Raw genomic sequence first — 4,681 nt, forward strand, 5'->3', positions numbered from 1 at the left:
GGCAACTTTAGTTGCTTATCGTTGCTGAGCGCATATACCAGATTGTGGACTAGGATCAAAGTATACGATCCCGCATTTTGTCATAGAAATCCCGAATAGCGCGTTCGAAATCCCAGAGTTCCGCCCGAGAATCCCGGAACTGAGCCGGCCGATCCCGAAGTTCGCACCGCCCATCCCGGGATATGGCTTCAGTTCCCGTGAGCGGTTGAGTGATTTCCCGAGACCCACGGGCTCAAACCCGTTAAAAGTGGCACCCTAGGCCCAAAATCCCGCTGGTTGCGCTACCCACGGCCAAGGCAATTCCCTGCTCAGCTATTCGATTCCCTGTTTCCCGGAACAGGGAATTGACCCTCTAACTCCCGGAGATATCGACACTAATTGCCGCCACCCGGGGCATTTTCCAAGTGCCTGGGCGAGTTTCAGGGAATTCAGGGAATAACAGACCGCAGACCCACTCAACCGAGACTGCGTCCGCCACCAAACACCTGCTTCTAACGTGCGGCTGCCCGGCCGGTCGGACCTCTCTTGACATACCGCCGAACACCCGTCCGTCGCCGCCTTCCGGGCCGCCAATGACCGCATGCACCGCGGCATGGACATCCGCTTCTCGGGCAATGCCGACGTCGATTTCGTCCGCGGCATGATCCCCCATCATCAGGGCGCCATCGACATGGCCAAGGTCGTCCTGGAGCACGGCAAGGACGAGCAGGTCCGCAAATGGGCGGCCGACATCATCCGCGAACAGGAGCGCGAGATCGCCGAGATGCGGGCTTGGCTGGTGAGGAACGGTCAGCGCTGAGTTGGCTGAACCAGATCGCGACTTGCGGAAGATGCAATCTCGGCTCCATGGCTGAAGCCCGCAGTTGGTCGTGGCGTGGGGGTCAATCCGCCTCGCTGCTCATACTCAAAGCTCGACCTGCTCAGACAGCATCAAGGCATCGTCGAGCTGCACCCCGAGGTATCGAACCGTCGTCTCGAGCTTTGTATGCCCGAGCAACAGCTGGCGGGCACGGATGTCGCCGGTTCGCTTGTCGATCAGCGCCACCTTGGTGCGGCGCAGGCGCGTGGAGTAGAGCGAGCGGTAGAGCCCGGACAGATCCAGCCGCTCGTCGAGCAGGCGGGCATACTGACGGGTTGTCATCGGTTCCCCCGCCCGACTCCGGCTGAGAGACAACCAGTCGCCGCTCCGCTGGGGCGCCACTTCAGCTATCCTAGCTGCGCCTGCCGCGAAGCCTCCGTCAGTTGGAAGACGACAGGTCGGCCTGTCTTGCTCCGCATAACGGATGCGCGCGGACGCACGTTTCCGGCCAGAATGGCATCGTTGACGCGGAGGTGCACCAAGTCGCGCCCCCGCAGCTTGCTGTCGATCGCGAGGTTGAAGAGCGGTAGATCGCGCAAGCACTGTTGGTGTCGGAGCTGAGCCCGGATCGCCCAGATGTCGCGCGGCTTCAGCGGTGGCTCTGGGCCGATGGTGCCCGGCATTCCAGGCTGGCCGTGCCTGGGCGAATGATGTCTCGCTGACCGTGATGCATCCTCGGAGAAGGTGATGCCGCAAATCGGACCGCGGGCACACTCGAAATCCTGTTCATTTGTTCGCGCTCCTCAAGCCTTCACGCAGCGCCTGCATCTCGGCACGAAGGGTTCTCATTTCTTCTATCATCAGCGACCGCTCGCTGTGCACCTTTTCCTGCTCTGCGGCGGCGAGTTCATCGTGTTCGGCCTGCATAGCCGAGACAACGACGCCGATGAACAGATTGAGCACTGTGAAGGTGGTGCAGGCGATGAATGGAATGAAGAACGCCCATGCCCACGGGTAGGCTTCCATCACCGGGCGCACGATACCCATCGACCAGCTTTCGAGCGTCATGATCTGGAACAGCGTGTAGGCAGAAGCACCGATAGTGCCGAACCACTCTGCGAACCGGTCGCCGAACAGCTGAGTCGCCATCACGGAGAAGACGTAGAAGACCAGCAAGAGAAGCAGCATGATCGATCCCATGCCTGGTAGGGCGCCGAGCAGCCCGCCTACGACCTTGCGCAACGAAGGCACGCCGCTGACCAGACGCAGCACGCGCAACACGCGGAGCGCGCGAAGTACGGAGAAAGCGCCGGTTGCCGGGAACAAGGCAATGCCGACAACAACAAGATCGAAAAGTCGCCAAGGGCTTCGGAAAAACGCGAGACGGTAGACAACCACCTTCGCGACGAGTTCGGCAACAAAGAGAGCAAGGACGATCTTGTCAAAGGTCATCAGCAGCGGACCGAAGCTGCCCATCACAGCTTCGGAGGTCTCAAGTCCAAGCGTGATGGCGTTGGCTATGATCAAAATCATGATCGCAGCTTCAAATCGGGGGGCTTCGACAAGGGTCTTGAGCGCGTTCATGTGTGTGCCTGGTCGTGCTGGTAAGAGAAGGGATCGGGCGCGTGGAGGAGCATGGCGGCAGGAGAGGGCTGAACGGCTTCGGGTGCGCTAGCAGAACCCAGCAGAGGTGCAGCGTGTGCAGTTGACGTAGCAAAGTAGTGATCTAGCACCTGAGCCATCGCAACCTGCAGCCTCATGTTCCCAAGGATACCGCAAACCGGCACCCACATGGGGCAGACGAAGATCCCATCCGGCGGCCGCTCCTCCCTCAGTCTCATGCGAATGAGCGCGAGACTGACAATCGCGAATACCAAGACCAGCAGGTGGCGGAACCGCCCATCTGGAAGCCTTCGTTGAATGCCCGCTCGCGGAACGTAGATACGAATCTCGTCTGCAGTTCCGCGCGAAGGAGTTTGCGCAACTCGCTCGACCCCGGCTCATTGAGACGGCCTCGAAGCCAAGTTTCCACCGCTCAAGGCCATCATGATGCGAGATCGGCCATCTCGGCTATCAAGTCAGACTTACCCTCGAACCCCACGGCGGATGCGCTTCTGGCGGAACAGGCCTCCAGGCAACCGCGTTCAGGTGTCGACCACTGGCAGGGCTGGTCCGTGATCTGATCGATCGCTAGGCTCGCCAGCCTGATTCATCATGCAGGTCAACCGCAGTTCATGCCGCAGCCTTCTTTCCGAACTCTGCTCGATTCGAAGTCGAAGCTGCGTTGGCTCGATGATCCGGCGATCAATGGCGAGCCGGACGCCGAAGCGCTCGATCCGGCGATCACCCCCGTCGAGGCGTTCTTCGTCCGCAACAACGGCGACATGCCGGGCGAGACCGATCCGGAGGCGTGGCAGTTGGAGGTTGGGGGTGAGGTGCACAGGTCTCGCATCTTCACCATCAAGGATCTGAAGGAGAGATTTCCGGTCGAATCCGTGACGGCGGTGCTGGAATGCGCCGGCAATGGCCGGGCGTTTCTGACGCCACCAGTTTCCGGCGCGCAGTGGCGCCATGGGGCCGTCGGTTGCGCGCGCTGGACCGGCGTCAGGATGCGCGACGTGCTGGAGGAGGCCGGGCTCACCGCATCCGCGGTCTACACCGCTCACCACAGCCCTGACAGATCGCTCGGCGGGCATGGCGATGGGCCGGCGATGTCGCGTGGCATCCCGATCGCGAAGGCGCTCGCACCTGAGACGCTGCTGGCCTTTGGCATGAACGACAGGCCCCTGCCTCCGCTCCATGGGGGTCCGCTGCGGGTGGTCGTTCCGGGCTATCCGGGTTCGGCCTGGCAGAAGTGGCTCCAGCGGCTCGATGTTCGCGACCGCGAGCATGACGGGGAGAAGATGACGGGCACCGACTACCGGCTGCCTGTGCAAGCGCTGAGGCCAGGCGATCCTCTCGACGGCACGGCCTTCACCGTCATCACGGACATGCCGGTCAAGTCCCTGATCACGCAGCCGGCGGCCGATTTCGTCCATCCGGCGGGCAGGCCTCTCGCCATCGCCGGGTGGGCCTGGAGCGGCGCGGCCCCGGTTTCATCTGTGCGGGTATCTGCCGATGGCGGCTTCAACTGGTCGCCGGCGACGCTCGCCGACGCAGGCGAGCCATTCGCCTGGCGGCGCTTCACCTCCGTCCTCACGCCGCCTCAGGGGCAGGTCACGCTCATGGCGCAGGCGACCGACAATGAGGGCAAGGCGCAGCCGGTCAGCGAGGCTCCGTGGAACCCCCGGGGCTATTGCAACAATCTCGTGCAGAGGGTCGGCGGCCGGGTGATCTGAAACCCGCCATCGGGTGTGATCGACGCCGTTCCGGACCCGGCGCGGCACCGCTCAGGTGACAGTCACCTGCCTCGTCGCTCGGTATTCTCTGCCATCCTCTTCCCACCACAGGAAGGTGATCGCCGTCGTCCGCTTGAGCCGGGCGATAAAGCCAATGTACGGATTGGCCGACGTCCTGTTGCGAAGCTCCGCGGCAAACAGCAGTTCGCCGTCAGCCTGCGCCTCGCAGCGCGTGATCATGCGTCGGGGGTCGTGAACACCCCAGAATGAAACTTGACGGAGGCCAATCTGGCCCGCCGCTCGGCGCGTGTAGAAGAGCATCGAGCAATACCTTGCGTTAGCTGACAGCCGACATCGCACCGCCGATCGACGCAGCCGGTTTGGTCTGCCTCACGGGTAATCCGGGCAATGTCTCCATTGTCAAATCGCTTCCAATCGCCACCCCTATTTCGCGTCCAAAGCAGGCCCCCATTGAGGGCGCAGATGCGAGCGGCCGCCCCGGCGTAGCTGGCCAGGGTTTCGCAGCCGGGGCGGCCGCGTTTCC

The 4,681-nt window shown here is 62.5% G+C and carries 3 protein-coding genes and 2 pseudogenes; 2 read left to right on the forward strand and 3 right to left on the reverse strand.

From position 1 onward, the window contains the following. Positions 1-544 precede the first annotated feature (544 nt). A pseudogene (copM, locus tag ACJ4V0_RS21335) lies at positions 545-799 on the forward strand (CopM family metallochaperone); the annotation flags it as partial. A gap of 105 nt (positions 800-904) precedes the next feature. On the opposite strand, the pseudogene ACJ4V0_RS21340 reads toward copM, so the two are convergent. Next, positions 905-1,528: pseudogene (locus ACJ4V0_RS21340) on the reverse strand (tyrosine-type recombinase/integrase). Between the two features lie 57 nt (positions 1,529-1,585). Then, a complete protein-coding gene (locus tag ACJ4V0_RS21345; RefSeq protein ID WP_448301621.1) occupies positions 1,586-2,383 on the reverse strand; it encodes an ion transporter in 798 nt (265 codons plus the stop codon). Between the two features lie 650 nt (positions 2,384-3,033). On the opposite strand from ACJ4V0_RS21345, the gene ACJ4V0_RS21350 reads away from it, so the two are divergent. Further along, entirely contained in the window at positions 3,034-4,137 is a 1,104-nt protein-coding gene (locus ACJ4V0_RS21350; RefSeq protein WP_448301622.1) for a sulfite oxidase, read from the forward strand. Positions 4,138-4,188: 51 nt separating this feature from the next. Here ACJ4V0_RS21350 and ACJ4V0_RS21355 read toward each other — a convergent pair whose 3' ends face one another. Then, positions 4,189-4,458 carry a thiosulfate oxidation carrier complex protein SoxZ gene (locus ACJ4V0_RS21355; protein ID WP_448301623.1) on the reverse strand — a complete coding sequence of 90 codons (270 nt, stop codon included), beginning with the start codon at positions 4,456-4,458 and terminating at the stop codon, positions 4,189-4,191. Between the last annotated feature and the right edge of the window lie 223 nt (positions 4,459-4,681).

The organism is Phreatobacter aquiterrae (assembly GCF_053471285.1).

Excerpts from the sequence above, each read along its gene's own strand:
- ACJ4V0_RS21345 (WP_448301621.1), bottom strand. The coding sequence starts at position 2,383 with ATGAACGCGCTCAAGACCCTTGTCGAAGCCCCCCGATTTGAAGCTGCG.
- ACJ4V0_RS21350 (WP_448301622.1), top strand. The coding sequence starts at position 3,034 with ATGCCGCAGCCTTCTTTCCGAACTCTGCTCGATTCGAAGTCGAAGCTG.
- ACJ4V0_RS21355 (WP_448301623.1), bottom strand. The coding sequence starts at position 4,458 with ATGCTCTTCTACACGCGCCGAGCGGCGGGCCAGATTGGCCTCCGTCAA.